A 24,876-nucleotide genomic window follows, 5' to 3' on the forward strand; every position below is an offset into this window, starting at 1 on the left:
CGCTATATTAAAACTCGGCCAATTCTCTCATTGCTGCTTCTGCTTTATCCGGATTGACCATAAAGAATTTTTCCATTGTAGGAGCATACGGCATTGCCGGGACGTCAGGGCCCGCCAACCGCTTAATCGGCGCATCCAAATCGAACAGGCAATGCTCTGAAATGATCGCGGCTACTTCACTCATAATGCTGCCTTCCTTCGTATCCTCGGTCATCAGAAGCACTTTGCCCGTTTTGGAAGCCGCTTCAATAATCGCTTCCTGATCGAGCGGATATACTGTTCTTAAATCAAGGATATGTGCGGAAATCCCGTCTTTGGCAAGCCGCTCGGCAGCCTGAAGGGCGAAATGGACGCACAATCCGTATGTGATGACGGTAATGTCTTCGCCTTCCCGCTTCACATCCGCCTTTCCGATCGGCAGCACATAGTCGTCACTCGGCACTTCGCCCTTGATCAGCCGGTACGCACGTTTATGCTCGAAGAACAGGACAGGGTCGTCATCGCGGATGGCCGCTTTCAAAAGCCCTTTGACATCATAAGGTGTCGAAGGCATGACGATTTTCAACCCGGGCTGGTTGGCAAATACGGATTCAACTGACTGAGAATGGTACAGCGCGCCGTGCACGCCTCCGCCGTAAGGTGCGCGGATGACGATCGGACAATTCCAGTCATTGTTGGAGCGGTAGCGGATTTTTGCCGCTTCTGAAATAATCTGGTTGACAGCCGGCATGATAAAATCTGCAAACTGCATTTCGGCGACCGGTCTCATCCCGTACATGGCAGCCCCGATTCCGACGCCGGCAATTGCGGATTCCGCCAAAGGCGTGTCCATCACCCGCTCTTCGCCGAACTGGTCGTAAAGACCGGCTGTTGCCTTGAACACACCGCCTTTTTTGCCGACATCCTCCCCTAAAACAAAGACGCGGGAATCCTTTTCCATTTCTTCTTTCAAAGCCAAAGTGACAGCATCTATATATGACATAACTGGCATTGTTCTTCCCCCTTACTCCGCATAAACATGCCGCAGCGCATCTTCCGGATCTGCATAAGGTGCATGTTCAGCATAATCTGTTGCTTCATTGACGATGGTTGTGATCTCATCCGACATTTGCTTCTCAGACTGGTCGTCCAGAAGGCCTGTTTCTTTTAAGTAATGCGCGAATTTGTTAAGCGGATCATTTTTCTTCGCCTCCGCCACCTCTTCGCGCTCTCTGTAGCTTCGATCATCATCATCGCTGGAGTGCGGGGTCAGCCGGTATGATATCGTTTCGATTAATGTCGGACCTTCGCCTCTTCCGGCACGTTCCCTTGCTTCTTTAACCGCTTTGTAGACTTCAAGCGGATCATTTCCGTCAACAGTCACGCCGGGCATGCCGTAACCGACGGCGCGGTCGGAAATGTTTTCACAAGCCACCTGCTTTTCGTAAGGAACCGAAATGGCGTATTTATTGTTTTCACACATGAAAATGACGGGAAGCTTATGAACGGCGGCAAAGTTCGCCCCTTCATGGAAGTCCCCCTGGTTTGAAGAGCCTTCACCGAACGTCACAAAAGTCGCGATGTCTTTCTTTTCAAGTCTTCCGGCAAGCGCTACACCCACCGCGTGCGGAACTTGCGTTGTCACTGGCGAAGAGCCCGTGACGATCCGGTTTTTCTTTTGACCGAAGTGGCTCGGCATCTGCTTTCCTCCCGAATTCGGATCCTCGGCTTTTGCAAACGCCGACAGCATTAAATCTTTTGCCGTCATGCCAAAAGCAAGGACAACGCCCATATCTCTGTAATATGGAAGCACATAATCGTTCTCACGGTCTAATGCAAATGCCGCTCCGACCTGGGCGGCTTCCTGTCCTTGACAAGAGATGACAAAAGGAATTTTGCCTGAACGGTTTAAGAGCCACATCCGCTCATCAAGTTTTCTGGCTAAAAGCATGGTTTTGTACATGTCGATTGCTTGTTCATCTGTTAATCCAACTGCTTCATGACGGTTATTGCCCATTTTTTTCACTCCTTCATGCTTTCTAAAAATGAATCGCCTTTCCATCTACGGCAAGGGCGGCTTCTCCGATCGCCTCCGACAGCGTCGGATGCGGATGGATCGTTTGTCCGACTTCCCACGGGGTGGCGTCAAGCACCTTTGCCAGACCGGCTTCAGATATCATGTCTGTCACATGCGGGCCGATCATGTGAACGCCCAAAATATCATCTGATTCGCGATCGGCGACGATTTTGACAAAGCCGTCCGTCTCACCGTACACGAGCGCTTTGCCAATCGCCTGAAACGGAAATTTGCCTACTTTGACGCTTTTGCCCTGTGCCTTCGCCTCATCCTCTGTCAAGCCGACCGATGCGGCTTCAGGACTTGAATAGATGCATTTTGAGACAAGCGAATAGTCGATGTCGTGCGGATTCTCGCCAGCAATGTGCTCAACAGCCGTAATCCCTTCATGGGAAGCAGCATGTGCAAGCTGAAGGCCGCCGATCACATCTCCGATCGCATAGATGTGGGATTCTTTTGTCTGGTACATGCTGTTTGTCGCGATAAAGCCGTTTTCCACTTGGATATCTGTGTTTTCCAGACCGATCCCTTCAACATTTGCCTGCCTTCCGACAGATACGAGCATTTTCTCAGCGGAATAGGTCTGTTTTTCTCCGTCTTTTTCCGCTTGAATGCTGACCGTATCGCCTTTCGCCAATGTGTCGGGCAGCACTTTCGCTCCCGTGATGATGGTGATGCCTTTTTTCGCCAGCTGCGTCTGCATTTCTTTAGAAATATCGGCATCTTCAGTCGGCAAAATCCGGTCTGCATACTCAATGACGGTCACGTCAACACCGAAATCGCACAGCATGGAAGCCCACTCGATTCCGATGACACCTCCTCCGACAATCAGCATGGAAGCCGGAAGCTGCTCAAGTTCAAGCGCTTCGTCGGATGACAGCACGTTTTCCCCGTCAAGCTCAAGCCCCGGCAGCGACCTGGGCCTTGAGCCTGTGGCGATGATGACGTTTTTCGGTATGAGCATCTCATTCTCATCCCCGTTTGCCATCTCAACGGAAACCGTCCCCGGCATCGGGGAAAAAATCGACGGCCCGAGAATCCGTCCGATTCCTTCGTAAACATCAATCTTTCCTTTTTTCATCAAGTGTTTGACACCGTTGTGCAGCTGGTCAATTATTTTTTGTTTTCTGCTTTGAACTTGAGAAAACCGCAGGCCGACTTCAGAAATGACCACTCCGAATTCGTCCGCCTTTTTTGCTGTCCTGTAAACTTCCGCGCTTCTTAGGAGCGCTTTCGACGGGATGCAGCCTTTATGAAGGCACGTGCCGCCGAGTTTCCGCTTTTCAACGACGGCTGTTTTCAGCCCCAGCTGCGAAGCTCTGATGGCAGCCACATAGCCGCCTGTGCCCCCTCCAAGAATCACGAGATCGTATTCAGTTGCCATGACTTTCCCTCCTCTGGTTCGGATACTGTTTCGCCTCTTCTTCGCCGTTCAATACGCGAAATGCACCTTCAGCCAATGCTTGAAGCTCATTTTCTCCCGGAAAGACGACGACATCCGAAATCCAGTCTATGTATTGTCTGATCGAGGTAACAAACGATTTTCCGTACGCCAGTCCGCCTGTCAAAATAATGACATCGACTTCGCCTTTTAAGACGGCGCTGGCCGCCCCGATTTCTTTGGCGATTTGATAAGCCATCGCTTCATAGATGAGCGCAGCCTTTTGATCGCCTTCCTTGATCATTTTCTCAACTTTAACTGCATCCGTCGTGCCGAGATAGCCGGCGAGGCCTCCGCCGCCGACTAGCATTTTCATCAGCTCGCCTTTCGTATACTTGCCGGAGAAGGCCATTTCGATCAGATCACCCGCAGGAATGGTTCCGGCCCGCTCCGGACTGAGCGGACCTTCTCCGTGGAGGCCGTTGTTGACATCGATCACCCGACCGTGGCAATGAACGCCGGTCGTAATGCCGCCTCCCATGTGGGTGATGATCATTTTCATATCTTCATACCGCTTTCCAAACTGCCAGGCCGCTTTCCTCGCGACAGCTTTTTGGTTGAGCGCGTGAAAAATACTGCGCCTTTCAATGGCCGGCGTGCCGGAAATTTTTGCGATAGGGGCCATTTCATCCACAACAACGGGGTCGACGATAAAAGCGGGAATATTTAATCCGTCGGCAATCTCCCTGGCGATGATACCCCCGAGATTTGATGCATGCTGCCCCGCATATCCGTTCTTCAAATCGGTGATCATCGCATCGTTGACTTCGTAAGTGCCGCCTTCAATCGGTCTGAGCAGCCCTCCCCGGGCGCAAACGGCATCCAATTTAGAAATATTGATTCCCTGTTCATGCAGGGTTTCGAGTATCGCCTGTTTTCTGAACGAATATTGATCAATAATGGTTTGGTATTGCTGTAACTCAGCCTCGTCATGACGGATTGATTTTTCGAAAATCGAACGGTCATCATGAAAAACGCCGATCTTTGTAGATGTTGATCCCGGATTGATGACGAGAATACGTTTTTCCTGTACCTGCATTGATATAAAACCTCCAATAGCGAATAGGGGTTATGATCTTAACGCCTGCTTAAAATGTGATGGCCGTTTTGCAAAAATTGACTTCTCGATTGGCGCATGCGCTCAATACGCTCTTCCGCCAGGCGGTCTGCGGCCAAGTATGTCGGAATGCGGTCGCGTTTTGAAATTTCAAGGACGCGTTCAATATTACCGTAGATGCCTTCGACTTTTTTCAGCGCGCGCTCTGAATTATAGCCGTAAAGCTCGTCAGCGACATTGATGACGCCGCCGGCATTGATGACATAGTCAGGGGCATAAACGATACCCATGTCGTGGATTTGATCCCCGTGGCGCGTTTCTTTCAGCTGATTGTTGGCTGCCCCGGCAATCACTTTGGCTTTCAGCTGCGGAATCGTATCATCGTTGATTGTCGCTCCCAGAGCACACGGTGCATATATATCGCACTCCTGTGAATAAATATCATCCGGATCGACGGCACGGGCGCCGAATTCGGCGACTGCGCGTTCGACCGCTTCTTTATTGATGTCGGTCACGATCAGTTTCGCGCCTTCTTCGTGGAGATGACGGCACAGATTGTATGCCACGTTTCCGACCCCTTGGACAGCAACGGTTTTTCCTTCAAGCGAATCTGTCCCGAAGGCCTCTTTTGCCGCAGCCTTCATCCCTTTATATACCCCGTAAGCCGTTACCGGGGAAGGATTGCCAGATGAACCGAAAGCAGGCGAAATGCCTGTAACAAAATCAGTTTCGTCATGAATGATGTCCATATCTTCAACGGTTGTACCGACGTCTTCCGCGGTGATGTATCTGCCGTTCAGCCCTTGAATGTAACGGCCGAAAGCGCGGAACATTTCTTCGTTTTTATCTTTGCGCGGATCGCCGATAATAACGGTTTTGCCTCCTCCGAGGTTCAGTCCGGCCGCCGCGTTTTTATAGGTCATTCCCCGCGCAAGGCGCAGCGCATCTTCAATTGCGGCTTCTTCACTTTCATATGTCCACATTCTCGTGCCGCCGAGAGCCGGCCCGAGCGTCGTATCATGAATCGCGATGATCGCTTTTAATCCGGACTGTTTATCTTGGCAAAATACCAATTGCTCATAGTCATACTGTTCCATATATCGAAATAGTTCCATTTTTTATTCCTCCTCTTGTCGTGCTTCAGACGTACACAGCGCCAAAGCAATCGAATACAGCTTGTTTTCTGCGGAATCGGCCCTGCTTGTCAAGGCGATGGGCGCTTTTGCCCCTGCCAAAATGGCTCCCACTTTCGCACCCGCAAAATGAATCAATGATTTGTAAAGGACATTGCCTGTTTCAATTGAAGGAACAAGCAGGATGTCAGCCTCGCCCGCAACGATTCCGGAAATGTTTTTATGCCGGGCGGCAAGCGGTGAGATCGCGTTATCCAACGCAAGAGGCCCGTCAACGATGCAATTTTTGATTTGGCCCCGATGATTCATCTGCGTCAAGGCAGCTGCATTTAATGTCGCTTCCATTGCGGGATTCACCGTTTCCACCGCGGCGAGGCAAGCGGCTTTCGGCATTTGCACGCCGACCGCTCTTGCCACGCCGACTGCGTTTTCTAAAATTTGTTTCAGCTCATCAAGCTTGGGGCTGATATTCATTGCCGCATCTGTTACATAAATCAGCCTCTCAAACCCGCTGACTTCAAAAGCTGCTACATGTGACAGCACATGCGAGGAGCGGAGCCCGTACTCTTTATTCAAAACGGCTTTTAATAGCACGGCTGTCGGGACATTCCCTTTCATGAGAACATCAGCATTTCCGCTTTTGACAGCTTGAACGGCAATTCTCGCCGAATCCGCCGGCGATTCCGAATGAATGATATCCACGTGCCGTTTTGAAATGTTCTGTTCTGTCATCATATGCCTGATCTTTTCTCTGTGCCCAATCAGCAAGAACCGGGCAAATTGTTTGTCGACCGCAAGTTTGACTGCTTGCAGCACTTCGTCATCTTCTGCATGTGCGACGGCGACCGTTTTATTGTCAAGCTCCGCCGCTTTTTGCAATAATTGTTTCAGCTTCATAGTACCCACCTTTCTTAGCAAACATCCGCCCACTATATCATGCAAGTTTCGTGCCAGTATAAAAAAGCGGTTCGGTACTGTGATCCTGTTTTACAGTTTGCATGATTTTGCACTCGTTTTGCAATTTATTGCATGCTATCTTTTGCAAGATTGTATTTATCCATTTTGTAATAGAGATTGCGGATACTGATTCCAAGCGCTTTCGCCGTTTTCGTTCTGTTGTATTGATGCTTTTCAAGCGTTTCTTTTATGACATGAGCTTCAAACCGTTCAACCGCATCAGACAGCTTTTCCTCTTCAATCTCAGGGAAAGCTGCTCCGGCTTCCACCTTTTTTTTCGGACGGTCTGCTTCAGGCAGGTGTTCGAGATCAATCCATTCCATTTGCGGTTTTAAAAAGATCATCGCCCGCTCAAGGACATTTTCAAGCTCTCTGACATTCCCCGGCCACTTCCGTGCTTTTAACGATTTGAGTGCGTTTTTCGTGAGCCCCTTTACATTGCGTCCGTATTCTTGATTGATCTTCCCAATCAAATGCCTGCTCAAGGCTTCGATATCCTCTTTCCGCTGCCTGAGCGGCGGAATTGATATCGGATAGCGATTGATCCGGTAGTACAAGTCTTCGCGAAACCTGCCCTCAGCGAGCGCTTTTTCAATATTGACGTTTGTCGCTGCGATGACCCGGACGTTCACAGAAATCGGTTTGGTCCCGCCGACTCTGACAATTTCTTTTTCCTGAAGAACGCGGAGGAGCTTCGCTTGTGTGTTTTGCGTGAGCTCTCCGATTTCATCCAAGAAAATGCTGCCGTTGTTCGCCTCTTCAAAAAATCCTTTTTTGCCGCCGCGGCGCGCGCCTGAAAAAGCGCCTTCTTCATAGCCGAACAGCTCTGATTCAAGCAGTGATTCCGAAATGGCCGCACAATTGACGCGAACAAACTTATTATACTTTCGGTCACTTTCGTTATGTATGGCATGGGCAAAAAGCTCTTTCCCCGTTCCCGATTCGCCTCTCAGCAAAATCGTCGCAGGCGTCTTCGCCCCCAATTTCGCCTGTTCCAGCGCGACGAGCATCTGCTCGCTTGAACCGATGATATCGGCAAATGTATATTTCGCCTCGAGTGTACGGATAATCTGGCGCGCTCTGTTCAGCTCGTTTGTGAGCGATTGAATTTCAGATACATCGTGAATAACACCGACGCTCCCTTTTAAAATACCGTCAACGATAATCGGCGCGACATTGACGATCACTTCTTTTTTATTGGGGCCGACTTTCATTCTGACCCCTCTGACAGGGCGCCTCGTTTCAAGCACTTTCAAATGCATGCTTTCACCTTCGGATATGTCGGTATTGGCCGGCTTCCCGATCACCTGGTCTTTTGTCAGGCCCGTCATCTTTGTATACGCCCTGTTGATCATCATCCCGTTTCCGTTTTCATCAACGACCGATATCGCTTCATCCGAAGATTGAATGATCGCTTCAAGCATCGTTCTGACTTCCTTCAGGTTGGTCACCTCTTCAGCCAGCTCGACCGCATCGGTAATGTCCTTAAATATGCTAAGCGCCCCGAGCAGCGTCCCTCCGTCATCGATAATCGGAATTCTGGTCGTAACGATCTGCCTGTTCGGATGGAGAAATTGTTTTTGATGATACTCAGGCTCTCTCGTATTGAGAATGCGCGGCAGCTTCGTCGTCGGGATCACGCTTTGAATATGCTGGCCGATCGCTTCAGTGCGCTTTGTCCCGGTCATCACTTCCGCCATTTTGTTAAACAAAATGATCTCTTCGTTAATGTCGATAAAAATCATGCCGTCATTCATAGAGTTGAAAATACGGTCGTGTTTATACGTCTGCTCTTTTAACATTTGGATGAGCTGCTGCTTTTCGTTCATCAGCTGAGAGATGATATAAGCGAGCGATCCCGGCACCACGATCGTACTGTCGTGCTTTTTTCGCATCAGTTGCTTTAATACGCCGGCGTCTCCGGTCGTTTCAATGATGATATCGATCTGTTCTGTGATGTACGGCGCCCAATCGAGCGCCGTTTCGATATCGTTTTTTTGCGCGATGAAAAGCCCGGGAGCTTCCGGATTTTTATCGATGACCGCCTCGATATGCATCGTCTTTGTTTTCAGCAGCACATCCAAGAGAGCGGTCCCCCCTTTTCCAGCACCAACGATCAGTACTTTTTGCATCATCCCTTTACCCCTTTGTATGAAAAATTTTGCACACTATCACGTTCACTTGCAACAATTTGCACAACATCTATGTTATCATGTTTTCCTTTCTTGACAAACTTTTTTTTCAAATAGACAATAAAGGTAAATCTTTGGTAAGGGGATTCGTGTATGGGGAGAATGATCGCACTGCTCGTTTTGCTGATACCGGGAGGCCTGGCTGCTCTCGGAATTAAATTGATGCGCGACACTGTTTTCGGCGTTTTGATCAGCCCGTTTCAGATCCTTTGGCTTCAGGGGCTGGCGGGGTTCATATGCTTCGCAGGCGGCCTTTATTTATTAGGCGGATTTATTCTATACAGAGACAGAAAACGCAACCAAGTAAGCCCCCGCTTCAGAAAAAAGCAGAGCGGCCGCGAGGTGTGATCTCTGCGAACGGAAAGCAAAAAGCCGCAGATATTGTCTGCGGCTTTCAGATTGTTGACAAAATCCCAAAACGACTTTTAGTTTTGGGATTTTGTCATTCTTTCAGCGTGTCACATCTCGGCTTTTATTTTTAACGCTTTTTCGGGAAAATCGGTGAAGAAACCGTCAATTCCTTCAGCAATCAACTTTTTCATCTCCTCTTCACGGTTGATGGTGAACGGCCTGACCGCTTTTTGTTTCAAATGGGCGTTTTTGATCATATCAGCCGACATTGAACGGCGATACGGATGAAATCCTGTAGCCGGAATCATTTCAATGTACTCCTCCGGCTTGTAGATGACATCCATGTAAAGCGCGGCCAACTCGATACTTGGATTCAATCTGCTGCATAACGCAAGGCTTTCATGATTAAATGATGAAAGAATGATCCGGTCTTGAAGGCCGTACGCTTCAATCATCGACATCACCTTTTCTTCCATCCCTTCATAACGGATAATGCTGTTTTTCAATTCCACATTGAGAAGAAATTCAGCATCTGCCGCCCACTCAAACACTTCTTCAAGGGTCGGTACCGGGACAGAGCCGATTTTTTCTGAAAAACGGTGGCTTGCGTCTCCGCGCTTGATCTCCTTATATGTAAGATCCTTCACATATCCTTTCAGCGAAGTCGTCCTGTCAAGCTTTTCATCATGTATTACAACAAGACGTCCGTCTTTTGCCATTTGTACATCCAATTCGATGCCGTCTGCACCGATGGCCGCCGCCTGCTTAAACGCCGCCATTGTATTTTCGGGGAAAGTGCCTGAAGCTCCTCGGTGTGCAAATATTTTCGTCATTTCTGGTTCACCTCTACAAGAATTGCAAGTTTATATCCCATTATGAAGGTCTTACTGTTTTCTTTCCACACATAAGGCCTTTTTTAACATAAACATAACACAAGACCCCGGTCTTATACCGGGGCCCCTATTGTTATTCGTAATAAGCTGTGACAGCGTCAGCAATCGCGTCTGCCGCTTTTTCCTGATATTCCGGACTTTCGAGTTTAGCTGCATCAGTTTTGTTCGTGATAAAGCCGAGTTCGACTAAAACACTCGGCATTTGAGAATTTTTGATGACATAAAACCCTGATTCTTTTACACCTCTGTCCCGAGTGCCAAGCGCATCCGGAAGGCGTTCTTGAATGTTAGACGCCAGGCGTTCGCTGTCAGCGGCTTGATAGGCAGAATCGAAGTATGTTTCTGTACCTGACGCTTCAGGGACGGCCGAGTTTGCATGAATGCTGATCAGCAAGTCCGAAGCGTGCTTGCTCGCTTTGGCCACCCGGTCTTCCAGCGTCAAAAACGTATCATCCGTTCTTGAGGCGACTGTGGCAGCTCCCTCTTCTTTCAGTTTTTCATCAACCAGCTTTGCCACTTCAAGATTGACATCTTTCTCAAGCAGCCCGTTTCCGACCGCACCGCTGTCTTCGCCCCCGTGACCTGCGTCAACATATACCGTCTTACCGGAAAGCGGCTCAGCTGCAAAAGCAGCTGGAAAAACCGCAATAAACGAAAACAGCAGCAAAACTAAACTCCTCATTAACAGTTTCACGATTAGTTCCTCCTACAATCCCTTTTTGCAAACGATCATTCTTTCTCTTTCATATCTTCAAGCTGTAATGTTCCGTCCTCTGTTTTCGTATACTTCACTTCCACCTTTGTATCATCCTTGATCCCCTTATATTTATCCCGTTTTTCGGGAGGGACCTGAAACGTCGTTTCTTTACCGTCAATATTGACGGCGACGGTATGCTGATCCGCCAAACCGACAAAGGTGCCTTCTTTCACAAACGTTTCCCCGCCTGTTCCTTTTCGGATCTCATTATGTTGCGTTGTCCCGCAGCCTGCCAATAGCAGCATAGCGAACAAAACAAGGATGACTCCTTTTTTCATGTCGACCACCTCGTCCGCTGAATTTTTTACACCCCGTACCTTATCTTTAATACCCGGCGGCTGTAAAGCAGGCCACTCCAGCAGATATTCGTCCGATTTACCCGTCCAACGCCCCAGGGATTTCCGAATTGTTAGAAGCCATCCGCTCAAAAACGTCTGTGAAAAACGGTCTACCCAAGGCGAAAAATGGTTGTCATCTGGAAGAAATCAGATCTATTTCATCATTTTTATTTTTTTGTATAAAAAAACGTCTTTTTTCATAAGAAAAAAGACGTTTCATGCGGCTTTCGCTTTATATGATTCAGTCTATGACGCCAATGCACCGGGCGTGAGACAAACTTTGAAAAATAGACGGATACACTGAAAGCTGGCTGCGTGCTATGTGGCTTTTATCAGAACTTGCAGGAATGCATTTTTTAAAGCCCGGCTGCTTCATGACAACATTTAGTCCTTCATAGCGGATGATTTAGCAGCGCTGCTCCTTCCGCAGTTCTCATGCCTATATTTGCTGCTGCAGAGCCTGCTTCCGGTCCATTGTTGACGGCGCCTCTTTAATTTTTTTGGCAGGCACACCGGCTATTGTAATGTTTTCCTCAGTGAAAGATTTGTTGACTACGGCGTTTGCGCCAATCGAAATGCCGTCGGCAATGTGAATGCTGCCAAAGAGCTTTGCTCCAGGCCCGATCCAGACATTGTCTCCGATTGTTGGAACATCGTGGTGAGCGTGATTTTGACCGATGTTAACTCCTTGATGAATGTCACAGTTTGCACCTATTTTTGCATTGCTGTTTACGATGAGCAATCCGTAATGGTTGATCCTCAACCCCGGACCGAAAACATTCACCGGGATGTCAAATCCGAGCTTCAATCCTCTCTTTTTATGCAGATACCGGTAAACATGCTTGAACACCTTGGAGTTGGCATTTGAGTAATATTCATGTTTGCGCAAGGCTATCTGATACTTCCAAATATCATCGCCAAACCATTTAGGCCTTTTTCGACTTGAGATTCCTAACGCTTTCTTGTCTTGTTCGAGATAATAGCGAAGATCTGTTTTCGTAAAGATCATCATACCACCTGCTTATTTCATACTTTTAACTCGAGATTGGCTTTTTCGAAAGGTTTTACATTCTCCGCCATCTATTTCCGTGAAATTACTAAAAGGAAAACAAAAAAAGGGGGAGCCCCCCTTTTTTGTTCATCCTTCGTAAAAACCAACCCAAGTGTTAAAAACATTACTGTAAAATTTCCCTTTGAAATACCATGTTCCATCGCTATCAGAAAATTTGTTACTGAAAACTCCTGAAGAAGATTTTACACATTTTGATGATTTGCTGCTTTTGAATGAGCTTGGCAAGTCACTTGGACAATTGATGTATTGAGCAGTCGGATGTGCAATCACCTCAGATGAATGCGGTGCAGCAAATACCGGCGCTGTAGAAATAAGTAAACCAACAGCCAGAGTCGTACCAGTTAATAATTTATTGACTTTCATTTTAAAACAACTCCTTTTCCATTTATTTCATTTCGATTTCATCATATAACAAACAGGCATGTCTAAAAAGTGCACAAATTACAATATTTTGGTATTTTTTGATGAGCTGTTAGGCTGACTTTACACAATACACACCGTGCTGAAACACAAACAGTACATTTAAGAGCAAAAAAACAGCCTCGTTTATAAAAACGAGACCTTCAAATACTGTATGAAACCCTTCGGATCGCAATTCATCGCAATAAGGGCGAAAAATTCATCGGAATTACGATAAACTATTCGTTAGAAAAAGGTCGGCAATTCAACGGTAAATCTTCGTCAAAACCGCGCCATGTCAACGTTTAAGAAGCCTTATGCTCCAGTCTCAGCTTGTCTGCGACCATCGCGATGAATTCTGAATTCGTCGGCTTGGCTTTTGACATGCTGACTGTGTAGCCGAAAAGTGACGAAATCGAGTCGATGTTGCCTCTGCTCCATGCGACTTCGATGGCGTGGCGAATCGCCCGTTCGACTCGGCTTGCAGTCGTGTTGAATTTTTTGGCGATATCCGGATAAAGCACTTTTGTAATGCTTCCGAGCAGTTCGATGTCGTTATACACCATGGAGATGGCTTCCCTTAAGTATAAATAGCCTTTTATATGAGCGGGCACGCCGATTTCGTGGATGATGGTCGTGATGCTGGCGTCCAGGTTTTTCTTCGGCGATTCCGGCTGCGGCCGAAGCACACTGCTTTGAGAAGACGGGGCACGGTGTGTCAATTGAGATCCGTTTCCGCTGACCTGGCGGATATGGCCGACTAAGTTCTCCATGTCAAAAGGCTTCAAAATAAAATACGACGCGCCCAAATCTACAGCTTTTTTCGTCACGTCTTCCTGACCGAACGCCGTCAGCATGATGACATTCGGCTGCTTTTTAAGCTGCGATTCCCTCAGCCTTTCAAGAACGGCCAATCCATCGAGGTGAGGCATGATAATATCCAGCACAAGCACATCGGGCTCCTTGTCTTTAAACAACGAAAGGCATTCCTGTCCGTTGTACGCGACACCAAGTACTTCCATGTCGCTTTGTCCCTCGATATATTCGCTTAATAGGCCGACAAGCTCCCTGTTATCATCAGCAACACATACTTTAATTTTCTCCACGTTTCTTCCTCCCCAATGTGTATGTTGATAAATTTCATCATTCTTTTTCTAATATGTTTAATTCGACAGCACCACTTTATTCCCTTTTTTTAAAAAGGATTTTTCCAATAATAGTGGTATCTCTCGCTTTTTCTCTGTTTTTTTCTGATTTTCTCGATTTTTCGACTCGAAATGCGACTTGACAAACCGGGGAACGTGAATTTGTCGAAAAATCTTTTCTTCTTTCATTTTAACGCACAACGCTCAAGAAAAAAAGACGAAATCAAAAACTGCCGGAGGCATCCGGCAGTCAGCTTGCTTTTTCTTTTTTATAAATATCGATCCCTGCTTCAGACAGCATCCATTCAATATGCACGCCGTATCCGCTCGTCGGATCATTGACGAAAACGTGAGTTACGGCGCCAATGATCTTTCCGTTTTGGATGATCGGGCTTCCGCTCATCCCTTGAACGATGCCTCCTGTTTTGCTCAACAGCCTCGGGTCGGTAATTTTCAGCACCATCCCTTTTGTAGCCGGAAACTTCTGAGGTGTCGTACTGACGACCTGAATATCGAATTTCTCGACTTTGTCGTTTTCGATAACCGTTAAAATTTGGGCCGGGCCTTCTTTTACTTCATCTGAAAATGCAATCGGAATGGCTTTGTCAGCGATGCGGTTTTTGATTGACTCGTGAAGCGTCCCGAAGATCCCGAATGGACTGTTTCTGTTGATATCACCAATCACTTTTCGTTCTGATGCGAAACGGGCCAGTTTCTCTCCGGGATTTCCGCCTGTTCCTTTTTCAATCGAAGTGACGGTCGATTTCACGATTTGCCCTTTTTCAACAACGATCGGTTTTTTCGTATCCATGTCTGAAATGACGTGACCAAGCGCTCCGTATTTTTTCGATTTCGGCTCGAAAAAAGTCATTGTGCCGATTCCTGCGGCAGAGTCCCTGATATATAAGCCGATTCTGTATTTATCTTCAGCCTGGTCTTTTTTCGGAATGAGCTTCGTTTTGATTTCTTGTTTATCTCTTTTAATCGACAGATGTAAGGTTTCTCCTGTTTTCCCGGCCTTTTGAATAAAAGGGGTAATGTCATTCATTTTTTCGATTTTCGTGCCGTTGATTTCGGTGATAATGTCGCCTACCGCGATTCCGGCTGCTTCACCGGGCGATTTTTTGCCTTCAGAGGTATTGATTTGATGAAAACCTACGACCAATACGCCAACGGAGTGAAGCTTTACACCAATAGACTGCCCGCCGGGGACCACTTTCAAATCAGGCAGGACATTTACTTTCGTTTTTTTAACTGGGAATCCGGCAAAATCATAGACGAGTTCTGCCTTTCCATTCTTTTCACCTTTTATTTCCACTTCACTTTGATTTTCTTTCAGTGTGAATGCTTCCGATGATCCATCTTTCGAAGCACTGACGGATAAGCTCGTTTCAACCGCACGGGTACCCGTCTCAAAAATGTTCAAGTTTTTTGGGATTACAATGTATTCTTTCACCGGTTTGTAAAACCCTACACTTATTAAAGAAACAAGGAGAATCATACCCACAACTTTTCTGATTTTTTCAACATCCACCTTTTCACTCTCCTCGCACCTAACCCACACCATATAAAATTTCTTTCGCTACATTCATTACTTTTGCCTTTCGGACAGCGATTTATAACTGCGGACGGAAGAAAATCATTGGATAAAATGATAAGAATGAGTTTGTATAAGAAAATGCCGACAAAAAATAAGCTGTTCAGGATGAACAGCTTATCCGGTAGTTTTAACAAGCTTAGCTTGGTTCAAAAGTTCTTTCGCATGGCGCTTCGTCAGATCCGTTACTTCGACTCCGGCGATCATCCGGCCGATTTCCGCTATTTTTTCCTGTTTTGTCAACGGTGTGACGCTTGTCGTCGTTCTCCCGTCTTTCGACTGTTTCGTAATCAAAAGATGGGTGTCAGCCATCGCGGCCACCTGCGGCAAGTGGGTAATGCATAAAACTTGAGAGCCGATCGAGACGCGGTGTATTTTTTCGGCGATCGCCTGCGCGACTCTGCCGCTTACACCCGTATCCACTTCATCGAAAATGATCGATGTAACATCCTGCTGAGCAGAGAAAATGCTTTTCATGGCCAGCATGATTCTTGACAGCTCTCCTCCAGATGCAACCTTTGACAAAGATTTGAGCGGTTCTCCCGTGTTTGTTGAGATTAGGAAATGGACGGTATCAATGCCGTGCTTTGTGAGCTGAACCGGCATACCGTTGACGACGGGTGCATCATCATCCCGTTCCGCTTTTTTCACCTGGAATTCCGTATCGAATGTCGATTTTTCCATATACAGATCTTTCAGTTCCTGCTGAATCTGTTTGGCCAGTTTTTTCGCCCATTTTTTTCTGATTTCGGACACATTGGCGGCTTCAATCGCCACATCCTTGCCGATTGATTCGAGGCGGGATTTTAATGCCTGCAAGTGGCTGTCCCGGTTTTCGATCCGGTCGATCTCTTCCTCTATCTTAGCCGAATAAGCTTGGATATCTTCGACAGTAGCGCCGTATTTGCGTTTCAGCTGTTTGATTTCGTTTAATCGCGATTCGATATAATCGAGGCGCTCGGGGTCGTATTCGAGTTCATCCAGCATATTTCTGATCTGAAAAGTTGAATCTTCGAGAATGTAGTATGCGTTGGCTACGGATTCAGATACTTTATTGAGCCCTTCATTGATGCCTGAGACGTTTTCAAGCTCGCTTGAAGCCATGCCGACCCAGTCAAGCCCAGCCTGCTCGTTGCGTAGCGCATTATAGGCATTTTGCAGAGCTTCGTATATTTTTTCAAAATTAGCGATTTGACGGCGCTCTTCCTGAAGAAGTTCGTCCTCTTTCGGCTCAAGGTTTGCAGATTCGATTTCATCAAGCTGAAACTGTATTAAATCGAGTCTGTGAGCCATTTCCTGCTCGCTTTCAGAAAGCTCTTTCACCTTTCTCATGACGTCCATGTAGCGGCTGTAAACTTCCTGATACGCTTTTAGAGCATGCTCGATTTCTTCTCCTGCAAACCTGTCAAGAAGCTGAAGATGGTGCTCATCCTCCATCAGCAGCTGATTGTCTTGCTGCCCGTGTATGTCAAGCAGCAGTCTGCCGACTTCCCGCAAAGCGGCAATGGTGACAAGTTTTCCATTGACGCGGCAGATGCTCTTGCCGTTTGCGTTAATATCTCTCCTCATGACGATCATGTCATCCGAGGCTTCAATCCCGAGTTCTGTGCACAAATCAAAAACCGGATGGCCGCTGTCAAGGAGGAAAAGCCCTTCCAATTCGGCTCTTTTTTCGCCATACCTGACATATTCGGACGAGCCGCGGCCTCCGACAAGCAAAGAGACGGCGTCGATGATGATCGATTTTCCGGCCCCGGTTTCACCGGTCAGAACCGTCAGCCCTTTTTCAAAAGAAACGGTTAATTCTTCGATAATGGCAAAGTTTTTGATCGATAATTCAGCTAACAAGCTTTCATGACACCTCTTTTCAGGCCTTCGTTTATAAAAGCTCCAATATTTTCTTCTGTACGATTTTGGTATCATCATGCGTCCGGCAGATGATCAAAATGGTATCATCTCCGCAGATCGTTCCCATGATTTCTTCCCAATCCAAATTGTCCATCAGCGCCCCGATCGCCTGCGCGTTGCCCGGCATTGTTTTTAAAACGATCAGATGGCTGGCTGAGTCGATTTTGACAAATGCGTCCATCAATGATCTTTTTAATTTGGAAAGGGGATTAAAGCGCTGATCAGCAGGCAGGCTGTATTTGTAGGAACCGTTGTTTGTCGGCACCTTGACCAAATGAAGCTCTTTAATGTCCCGCGAGACGGTGGCCTGCGTCACATTATAGCCGTCTTTCTTTAAAATATCGACAAGCTCATCCTGCGTTTCAATTTCATTAGCGGTGATAATCTCCCTGATTTTAATATGCCTTTGACCTTTGTTCATTTCACACCTCGTTTTATACACAAATTGTGTATGTTTATACATTTATGTTAAATGATTTTGTCGGAAAAGTACATGTTTGCAGTAAAAAAGGAATAATAGCCCACTATTATTCCTTTTTGCGTGCCGGCCACCCTCGCATTCGCCGTACGACTCTCAAGGGTTTTTAATCACGCGGATCCGTTTTTTTCGCTTTTAATGTCTTGTGAGCTTCTTCGACAATTTGATTGATCGTTTCTTCTGCTATCGGCGTGCCAGGTTGCTCTTCTCCGTCCCAATGCAAATGGAGAAGGAATTCGATGTTGCCGTCGCCGCCGGTAATCGGCGAAAACGAGACGTTTCTGCAGTCATATCCTTCCCGAGCCGCAAACCGGCTGATGTCATCAAGCACAGCTTGATGGACGAGGGGATCGCGGACGATCCCTTTTTTCCCAACGGATTCCCGCCCTGCTTCAAACTGCGGTTTGACGAGAGCGATGCAGTCGCTTCCCGGAACTAAAATGCTCTTAAGCACAGGCAGGATGATTTTCAGTGAGATAAAAGAGACATCGATCGTCGCGAACTCCGGCAGTCCTTCCGTAAAATCGGCAGGTGTGCAATACCGGAAATTCGTGCGTTCCATCACTACAACCCGCTCATCCTGTCTCAGCTTCCAGGCGAGCTGATTATACCCGACATCAACGGCATATGAGCGGAGAGCGCCGTTTTGCAGCGCGCAGTCTGTGAAGCCGCCGGTGGAAGAGCCGATGTCAATCATCAGCTTGCCTTGAACGGAAAGCTGAAACTCTTTTAATGCTTTTTCAAGTTTTAATCCGCCTCTTGAGACGTATTTTAACGGGTTTCCTTTAACGGTCAGCGGAATCGTGCGGTCGACCTTTTCGCCCGGCTTGTCCAGTCTGTTTTCATTCGTATAGACGATGCCGGCCATGATGGCTCTTTTCGCTTTTTCCCGCGTTTCCATTAACCCTCTTTCTACTAATAAAACGTCGAGCCGTTCTTTTTTTCCTGTCATGATCCAATTCCTTTATGAGTCTTTACGGGCGTCAATAGTCTTATTCGTCTGATGACGTCTTCTTTTGTCATTCCGATCTCTTCCAGAAGCTTGGCGACACTGCCGTGTTCAATAAATTGATCAGGTATCCCCATTCTATCAATGATCGGGCTGTATGACTGATGTTCATGGGCATACTCAAGGATCGAGCTGCCGAATCCGCCTTGGAGCACAGCCTCTTCGATCGTTAAAATCGGAAGCCCTTCGTTCAGGATTTCCATCAGCATGTTTTCGTCAAGCGGCTTGATAAAACGGGCGTTAACCACTCTGACCGAACGTCCTTCTTTCTGCAGCTCCTCCGCGGCAGCAAGCGCCATCGGAATGGTGGTGCCGAATGTTAAAATGACCGCGTCTGTCCCGGGTCTCAGCACTTCCCACGTTCCGATCGGGATCGTTTTCAATTCTTTATCCATTTTGACGCCGAGTCCGTTTCCGCGCGGAAAGCGCATGGCAATCGGGCCGTCATCGTATTTGACAGCCGTGTTGACCATGTGCTGGCCTTCGTTTTCGTCTTTCGGCATCATGAGAACCAAATTCGGAATATGCCGTAAAAAAGCAATGTCAAACACGCCCTGGTGTGTTTCCCCATCAGCGCCGACTAGGCCCGCTCTGTCAATGCCGATAAATACATTTAGGTTTTGCCGGCAAATATCATGGACAACCTGGTCATAAGCGCGCTGAAGAAATGTCGAATAGATCGCCAGAAACGGCTTCATATTCTGAGTCGCGAGACCAGCCGCCATCGTTGCCGCATGCTGTTCCGCAATGCCGACATCAAACATGCGCTCCGGAAACTCGCTCGCAAACCCTTCAAGTTTTGAACCGACAGGCATGGCCGGAGTAATGGCTACAATCCTTTCATCCTCGCGGGCAAGCTTCCTGACCGTTTCGCTTACGAGCGCGCTCCATGATGGCGCAGCGGCTTTCGGCTTAACAAAATCACCGGTATCGATTTTATATGGGCCGGTTCCGTGCCATGTGCCGGTTTTATCGGTTTCCGCAGGCTTATAGCCTTTTCCTTTTTTCGTAATAACGTGGAGGAGTACCGGGCCTTTCGTCTTTTTCGCATACTGCATGTTTTCAAACAGTTCATCATAGGAATGACCGTCTACAGGCCCTAAATACGTAAATCCGAGCTCTTCAAAGAACATCCCGGATACCAGCAGGTATTTCAGGCTGTCTTTGATCCGCTCGGCTGTAGCGGCAAGCTTCCCGCCAACAGCAGGAATCCGCTTGAACAAATACTCAAGCTCATCTTTGACCCATTGATATTTTCCGGCTGTGCGCAGCCTTCCGAGCATGGAATGAATCGCTCCGACGTTTGGAGCGATGCTCATTTCGTTGTCATTCAAAATGACAATCATATCTTTTTGCTCATGGCCGATATGGTTAAGCGCTTCAAGAGCCATGCCGCCGGTCAGTGCACCGTCTCCGATGATCGGGATGATATATTCGTTTGTCCCTTTCAAGTCTCTCGCAGCTGCCATCCCCATCGCACCGGAGAGAGAAGTCGAACTGTGGCCCGTTTCCCAGACATCATGTTCGCTTTCATTCCGCTTTGGAAAACCGCACAGTCCTTTATGCTGACGCAGGGTGGCGAAGTCCTTTCCGCGGCCGGTCAGCAGTTTATGGACATACGATTGATGCCCCACATCCCACAAAAACTTATCTTTCGGGCTGTTAAATTCTTTATGCAATGCAATGGTAAGCTCGACAACGCCGAGATTCGGACCAATGTGCCCTCCGGATTCAGAAAGCGTTTCAATTAAAAAACGGCGAATTTCAGCGCTCAAGCTTTCCAGTTCTTGATTTGAAAGGTTCTTCAAAAATGCAGGGTCCTTTATCGATAACAGATCCAATCGGATCAACTCACTTTCAGCATGATTTCTGCAAGTATGCGCCTTGCTTCATTTTAAGTTTCAGCTTGAATTATTATATGACGAATTCATCCCCATGCGCAAACTTGCATATGCGGACGCTTCGTTTGAAAAAACAGCCGCTAACACAACGTGATAACGGCGCGGCGTTTTAGAGTTCAACTCTTTATATTTTAGCATAATAAGCCTTTGATGCTCAAATGGAAGCCCTGTATCAATGATCCCTTGCGGCAATCATATCGCAAAACTCGTACATAAGCTCTTTTTCAAGCGGAAGCTCTGAAATCAGCCGTTTTGCTTTTTCAATATGTTCATCAAGCTTTTGGCTGGCGCCCTCAAGCGAAAGGAGCGACGGATAGGTCGATTTTCCGTTTGTCTCGTCAGATCCGATCCGTTTGCCGATTTTATCCTCTGATCCTTCAAGGTCGAGAATGTCATCTCTGATCTGGAAGCCGATGCCGATATGATGGCTGAATTCGCGGAGCTTTTCGATCTCTTTTTCAGATGCATCTGCTAGAATCGCCCCCGCGATGACGCTGAAGCTGAGGAGTTTAGCCGTTTTTCCTTCGTGAATCCGCTGCAGTTCATCAAGAGAGACAGACTTTGATTCCGCTTCCATATCTAAAATTTGACCGCCGACCATGCCTTCAGCCCCCGCTGCCGATATCAACTCATTCACCAGTCTGATGCGTTTTTCAGCAGATACATCAGAAGGCATATTGGAAGTGATCATTTTGAAGCTTTCAGTTAATAAGGCGTCTCCGGCGAGAATGGCCGTCGCTTCCCCGTATATTTTATGGTTTGTCGGCTTTCCCCTTCTGAGGTCATCGTCATCCATACAAGGGAGATCGTCATGGATTAATGAATACGTATGGATCATTTCAACCGCGCACCCTACCGGAATTCCGGCTTCTTCGTCTTTTCCGTACGCATGAAGAAGCGCAAGTACCAAAATCGGTCTCAGCCGTTTCCCTCCGGCTTCCAATGAGTACAGCATGGATTCCTTAAGGATGGACGGCGCTCGCAGGTCTTTAATATACATCGGAAGGCGTTCTTCAATTACTGTTTTTCTCGATTTTAAAAATCCGTCAAGTTTACCGGTCACCTTTTTCCTCCTCCCGAACACTGAAAGGAGCTAATTCCCCATTTTCCCGCAAAATGTAGTCCATCTGCTTTTCGACATTTTGCAGTTTTTCGTGGCACATTTTCGAAAGAGCCATCCCTTCCTGGAAGTAGTCGATCGCCTTTTCCAAAGGCACATCCCCTTCTTCAAGCTTTGATACGATCTGTTCCAGACCTTTCATCGCCTCTTCAAATGTCAGGTCTTCCCGGTTTGTTTTGTTTTCTTCAGCCATTTGTTTCGCCTCTCTTTTGCAGTACCTCACAGGTCAGCGTCCCATCGTTTAATGTGACGCGGATCTCGTCTTTTTCATGAACCTGTTCAATACTTTTAATCAATTCGTTTTCTTTATATGTCAAACTGTACCCTCTTTCCATCACTTGGAGAGGGCTTAATGCATTCAGTTTACCAAGAACCGTTTGAAACTGCGAGTGAATCTGCTTAAGCTGCACATCCATATTCCGCTTCAGCCGGACTGTCTGCTCTTCATGCCTCTTTCTCGCTTGTTTAAGCTGCTCCTCGGGATGAAGCATCTCCAGCTTGTATGTCTGTTCGTTCAGTTTTTGTTTTTTGCGTTCAACGGTCATCGCCAGCTGTTTTTGGAAACGGTCGAATATCAGGTCGAATTCCTGTTCCTTTTGGGCATACAGCCGTTTCGGGTAGCGGAAGGCATAAGAGGACTGGAGGGTTTTCACGCGCTCCTGCCGCTTTCTTAAATCCTGCTTCATCGATTTTGCAATTCTCGCTTCGAGCGTTTTCAGACGCTCCAGCAAATCAAGCATATTAGGTACGGCCTGTTCGGCCGCTCCCGTCGGGGTCGCCGCGCGCAAATCCGCAACAAAATCGCTGATTGTAAAATCCGTTTCATGCCCGACGGCGGAAATGATCGGAATGTCGGAAGAAAAAATGGCCCTGGCGACAGCCTCTTCATTAAATGCCCACAGCTCTTCGATCGATCCCCCTCCGCGTCCGACGATTAATACATCGCATAACTCTCTGCGGTTAGCCTCTTTGATGCTGCTGACGATGGACTCGCCCGCGTTTACTCCTTGAACGAGCGTTGGAAAGACGATCACTTTTACAAGGGGGTATCTTCTTTTAATGGTGGTGATCACATCGCGTACAGCCGCTCCGGTTGGAGATGTGACAACACCGACGACGGATGGGAACGCGGGGATGGGTTTCTTATGTTTTTCATCAAACAAGCCTTCTTGCGACAGCTTTTTCTTAAGTTCTTCATACGCGAGATGAAGCGCACCTATGCCGTCAGGTTGTATTTCTTTCGCATAGAGCTGATAGTTGCCGCTCGGTTCATATACCGAAATGCCGCCTCTCACCAATACCTTCATCCCGTTTTCAGGGGTAAAGGCGAGATTTCTGTTTTGTCTGGCGAACATGACGGATTGAATGCGGGCGTTATCATCTTTCAGTGTAAAATAAATATGGCCTCTGCTATGTATTTTAACATTTGACAGCTCGCCCTTGATCCAAATGTCTTCAAGATGGGGGTCCACGTCAAATTTGCGCTTAATATATTTTGTCAAAGCCGTGACCGTGACAAATGAAATTTCACTCATGGCACAGTCTCCTTTCTAAGAAGGCACAAGCACGTTCATCCGCCGGCGCGAGACCAGGCGGATGAACGGCTGTACATTAAAGTTAAATTGTACGCTTCGCTGATTTAACCGTGTTATGGGCCAGCATTGTAATCGTCATCGGACCGACACCGCCCGGTACGGGTGTAATATAGGAAGCCTTTTCCTTCGCTTCTTCAAAATCGACATCACCGACGAGCTTTCCGTTGTCAAGGCGGTTAACGCCGACATCAATGACAACGGCTCCCTCTTTCATTTGATCCGCTTTGATGAAATTCGCCTTTCCGACAGCGACAATCAGAATGTCGGCTTTTTTTGTGTGAGCCGTAATGTCGGCCGTTCTTGAATGGCAGTACGTAACGGTTGCGTTTTCGTTCAAGAGCAGCTGCCCTACCGGCTTTCCGACGATATTGCTTCGCCCGACGACAACAACCTCTTTTCCCGACAGATCAATCTCGGTTTTTTTTAAAAGCTCCACGATGCCCGCAGGCGTGCAAGGCAGAAATGTATCTTCGCCAAGCAGCATCTTTCCTACGTTTAATGGATGAAAACCGTCAACATCTTTGTCAGGGGATATTCTTTCAATCACCGCTTGTTCGGAAATATGATCCGGAAGAGGCAGCTGGACAAGAATTCCGTGAAAGTCGTTATTTTGGTTGTACTGGTCAATTACTTCAAGAAGTTCCTGTTCAGAGAAACTTGCATCGAAATGATCCAGCTGAAAACGAATCCCCATGGCTTCAGCTGCTTTTTTCTTTCCCCGTACATATGAAAGAGACGCCGGATCATCACCAATTAAAATAACGGCCAGTCCCGGGGTCACTCCTTGTTTTTTCAGCTCTTCAACTTCCTTGGCCAGCTGCCCGCGCTTTTCCTTTGCTGTTTCTTTCCCGTCGATGATGGTTGCTGTCATTTGCTCTCCTCCTAGATTATTCAAGATCGGATTTAATGTTAGAAAGAACACCGTTTACAAACTTCGCCGACTTGTCATCTCCAAATTGCTTGGCCAGTTCAATCGCTTCATTCATAGAGACGTTGACAGGTATGTCTTCTAAAAAAATCATTTCATAGGCGGACAAACGCAAAATCGCGCGGTCGACATTCGCCAGCCTGTCAAGCTTCCAATTGACGAGATGCCGTTTGATCATCTCATCGATTTTCTCTTTGTTCTCTAAGACCCCGTAAACAAGCTGCTCGAAAAAAGCGTCGCTTTCCTGCCCGTCCAAGGCGTGCTGCATCGCTTCATTCGGTTCTGTATCACTGACATCAATCTGGAATAGTGACTGCAAAGCCTTTTCTCTTGCTGTTCTTCTTTTCATTCTTTCTTTTTCTCCTTTAACCCTCTTTGCCGCTTGCCGTTTAAGCCACAAAGAGATCATATCATATTTTTAGTCTTTCCGCATGCAAAAATCGCGGTTTTATCGTCAATAACCGAATAATAAGAAACAAACATTTGTTATCATTCGTTTTTCGAACTTCTTTGCAAACTTTCCGGTTCCTCTTATTTTTGGTCGATAAC

General features: G+C 47.2%; 24 protein-coding genes. 1 reads left to right on the plus strand and 23 read right to left on the minus strand.

What is annotated here, in order from left to right; translation table 11 throughout:
* Positions 1-7 precede the first annotated feature (7 nt).
* The 7 genes from KI350_RS10470 to KI350_RS10500 form a co-directional block, all read right to left on the minus strand.
* The gene (locus tag KI350_RS10470; protein ID WP_020452114.1) at positions 8-991 is read right to left on the minus strand and encodes an alpha-ketoacid dehydrogenase subunit beta; all 984 of its coding nucleotides are present in this window, start codon (positions 989-991) and stop codon (positions 8-10) included.
* A gap of 12 nt (positions 992-1,003) precedes the next feature.
* Positions 1,004-1,996, minus strand: coding sequence for a thiamine pyrophosphate-dependent dehydrogenase E1 component subunit alpha (locus tag KI350_RS10475; RefSeq protein ID WP_020452115.1), 993 nt, complete (start codon positions 1,994-1,996; stop codon positions 1,004-1,006).
* A gap of 22 nt (positions 1,997-2,018) precedes the next feature.
* The gene (gene lpdA / locus KI350_RS10480) at positions 2,019-3,440 is read right to left on the minus strand and encodes a dihydrolipoyl dehydrogenase (protein ID WP_020452116.1); all 1,422 of its coding nucleotides are present in this window, start codon (positions 3,438-3,440) and stop codon (positions 2,019-2,021) included.
* Positions 3,430-4,536 (minus strand): butyrate kinase, encoded by a 1,107-nt coding sequence (buk, locus tag KI350_RS10485; protein ID WP_023855156.1) that lies wholly within the window; start codon positions 4,534-4,536, stop codon positions 3,430-3,432. The genes lpdA and buk overlap by 11 nt, the downstream gene beginning before the upstream one ends.
* Before the next feature lie 38 nt (positions 4,537-4,574).
* Positions 4,575-5,669, minus strand: a complete 1,095-nt coding sequence (gene bcd / locus KI350_RS10490; protein WP_020452118.1) for a branched-chain amino acid dehydrogenase — start codon at positions 5,667-5,669, stop codon at positions 4,575-4,577.
* 3 nt (positions 5,670-5,672) lie between these two features.
* Entirely contained in the window at positions 5,673-6,584 is a 912-nt protein-coding gene (gene yqiS / locus KI350_RS10495) for a phosphate butyryltransferase (protein WP_023855157.1), read from the minus strand.
* Between the two features lie 125 nt (positions 6,585-6,709).
* Positions 6,710-8,776 (minus strand): sigma-54 interaction domain-containing protein, encoded by a 2,067-nt coding sequence (locus tag KI350_RS10500; RefSeq protein ID WP_023855158.1) that lies wholly within the window; start codon positions 8,774-8,776, stop codon positions 6,710-6,712.
* Between the two features lie 153 nt (positions 8,777-8,929).
* Here KI350_RS10500 and KI350_RS10505 point away from each other — a divergent pair, with 153 nt between their 5' ends.
* Positions 8,930-9,184: a DUF2627 domain-containing protein gene (locus KI350_RS10505; protein WP_020452121.1), complete on the plus strand. Its 255-nt coding sequence runs from the start codon at positions 8,930-8,932 to the stop codon at positions 9,182-9,184.
* 110 nt (positions 9,185-9,294) lie between these two features.
* On the opposite strand, the gene KI350_RS10510 is transcribed toward KI350_RS10505, so the two are convergent.
* From KI350_RS10510 to nusB, 16 genes are all read right to left on the minus strand, one after another.
* Complete coding sequence (locus tag KI350_RS10510; protein WP_020452122.1) at positions 9,295-10,020, minus strand: glycerophosphodiester phosphodiesterase; 726 nt, start codon at positions 10,018-10,020, stop codon at positions 9,295-9,297.
* Between the two features lie 133 nt (positions 10,021-10,153).
* Positions 10,154-10,774, minus strand: coding sequence for an N-acetylmuramoyl-L-alanine amidase family protein (locus KI350_RS10515; protein ID WP_020452123.1), 621 nt, complete (start codon positions 10,772-10,774; stop codon positions 10,154-10,156).
* Positions 10,775-10,809: 35 nt separating this feature from the next.
* The gene (locus tag KI350_RS10520) at positions 10,810-11,115 is read right to left on the minus strand and encodes a membrane lipoprotein lipid attachment site-containing protein (RefSeq protein WP_025811172.1); all 306 of its coding nucleotides are present in this window, start codon (positions 11,113-11,115) and stop codon (positions 10,810-10,812) included.
* A 499-nt stretch (positions 11,116-11,614) separates the two neighbouring features.
* A complete protein-coding gene (locus KI350_RS10525; RefSeq protein WP_020452125.1) occupies positions 11,615-12,184 on the minus strand; it encodes a serine O-acetyltransferase in 570 nt (189 codons plus the stop codon).
* Positions 12,185-12,313: 129 nt separating this feature from the next.
* Positions 12,314-12,610 carry an antimicrobial peptide LCI gene (locus KI350_RS10530; RefSeq protein WP_020452126.1) on the minus strand — a complete coding sequence of 99 codons (297 nt, stop codon included), beginning with the start codon at positions 12,608-12,610 and terminating at the stop codon, positions 12,314-12,316.
* A gap of 341 nt (positions 12,611-12,951) precedes the next feature.
* On the minus strand, positions 12,952-13,752 hold the full coding sequence (gene spo0A / locus KI350_RS10535) for a sporulation transcription factor Spo0A (RefSeq protein ID WP_003183361.1): 801 nt from the start codon (positions 13,750-13,752) through the stop codon (positions 12,952-12,954).
* A 289-nt stretch (positions 13,753-14,041) separates the two neighbouring features.
* Positions 14,042-15,292, minus strand: coding sequence for a SpoIVB peptidase (gene spoIVB / locus KI350_RS10540; RefSeq protein ID WP_031304732.1), 1,251 nt, complete (start codon positions 15,290-15,292; stop codon positions 14,042-14,044).
* A gap of 213 nt (positions 15,293-15,505) precedes the next feature.
* Positions 15,506-17,236: a DNA repair protein RecN gene (gene recN / locus KI350_RS10545; RefSeq protein WP_079289196.1), complete on the minus strand. Its 1,731-nt coding sequence runs from the start codon at positions 17,234-17,236 to the stop codon at positions 15,506-15,508.
* A gap of 31 nt (positions 17,237-17,267) precedes the next feature.
* Entirely contained in the window at positions 17,268-17,717 is a 450-nt protein-coding gene (ahrC, locus tag KI350_RS10550; RefSeq protein WP_020452129.1) for a transcriptional regulator AhrC/ArgR, read from the minus strand.
* 163 nt (positions 17,718-17,880) lie between these two features.
* Complete coding sequence (locus KI350_RS10555; RefSeq protein ID WP_020452130.1) at positions 17,881-18,726, minus strand: TlyA family RNA methyltransferase; 846 nt, start codon at positions 18,724-18,726, stop codon at positions 17,881-17,883.
* Positions 18,723-20,624, minus strand: coding sequence for a 1-deoxy-D-xylulose-5-phosphate synthase (gene dxs / locus KI350_RS10560; RefSeq protein WP_023855166.1), 1,902 nt, complete (start codon positions 20,622-20,624; stop codon positions 18,723-18,725). The genes KI350_RS10555 and dxs overlap by 4 nt, the downstream gene beginning before the upstream one ends.
* A 232-nt stretch (positions 20,625-20,856) precedes the next feature.
* Positions 20,857-21,747, minus strand: a complete 891-nt coding sequence (locus KI350_RS10565) for a polyprenyl synthetase family protein (protein ID WP_020452132.1) — start codon at positions 21,745-21,747, stop codon at positions 20,857-20,859.
* A complete protein-coding gene (locus tag KI350_RS10570) occupies positions 21,737-21,997 on the minus strand; it encodes an exodeoxyribonuclease VII small subunit (RefSeq protein ID WP_020452133.1) in 261 nt (86 codons plus the stop codon). The genes KI350_RS10565 and KI350_RS10570 overlap by 11 nt, the downstream gene beginning before the upstream one ends.
* Complete coding sequence (gene xseA / locus KI350_RS10575) at positions 21,990-23,339, minus strand: exodeoxyribonuclease VII large subunit (RefSeq protein WP_020452134.1); 1,350 nt, start codon at positions 23,337-23,339, stop codon at positions 21,990-21,992. The genes KI350_RS10570 and xseA overlap by 8 nt, the downstream gene beginning before the upstream one ends.
* A gap of 82 nt (positions 23,340-23,421) precedes the next feature.
* A complete protein-coding gene (gene folD, locus KI350_RS10580; protein WP_020452135.1) occupies positions 23,422-24,270 on the minus strand; it encodes a bifunctional methylenetetrahydrofolate dehydrogenase/methenyltetrahydrofolate cyclohydrolase FolD in 849 nt (282 codons plus the stop codon).
* Positions 24,271-24,286: 16 nt separating this feature from the next.
* Positions 24,287-24,676 (minus strand): transcription antitermination factor NusB, encoded by a 390-nt coding sequence (nusB, locus tag KI350_RS10585; protein ID WP_020452136.1) that lies wholly within the window; start codon positions 24,674-24,676, stop codon positions 24,287-24,289.
* Between the last annotated feature and the right edge of the window lie 200 nt (positions 24,677-24,876).

Origin of the sequence: Bacillus sp. J41TS8 (genome assembly GCF_018333035.1) — a bacterium.
GTDB classification, from domain to species: domain Bacteria; phylum Bacillota; class Bacilli; order Bacillales; family Bacillaceae; genus Bacillus; species Bacillus paralicheniformis.